Origin of the sequence: Pseudomonas sp. 65/3-MNA-CIBAN-0223 (genome assembly GCF_040310425.1) — a bacterium.
Lineage (GTDB): Bacteria > Pseudomonadota > Gammaproteobacteria > Pseudomonadales > Pseudomonadaceae > Aquipseudomonas > Aquipseudomonas gregormendelii.
The window spans coordinates 1-246 of sequence record NZ_JBEOPV010000287.1; the positions used below are offsets into that span (position 1 = coordinate 1).

The 246-nt window shown below is 58.9% G+C and carries 1 pseudogene; it reads right to left on the bottom strand.

Annotated features, from left to right (window positions below):
• Positions 1-246 (bottom strand): annotated as a pseudogene (locus tag AAEZ09_RS28920) (PQQ-dependent dehydrogenase, methanol/ethanol family); the annotation flags it as partial.

A 246-nucleotide genomic window follows, 5' to 3' on the forward strand; every position in this document is an offset into this window, starting at 1 on the left:
GTCGTCGAACATGCGCTTGATGCGGAAACCCTGGCCGAGGTAGGCCGAGCCTTTCTTGTAGCTGACTTCCTCGGTCCAGTAATCCTCCTTCCAGTGGTTGGCGGGTACATAGAACAGGCCTGTGTCCTGGCTGTACGCCATTGGGTTCCAGTTCTTGCCACCAAGGAAGGGCGGGGAGACCTCCACCGATTTGCCATGTTTTTCGCCCGGTTCCGGCTTGGGTGGACGCTGCCCCTCGTTCTCTAC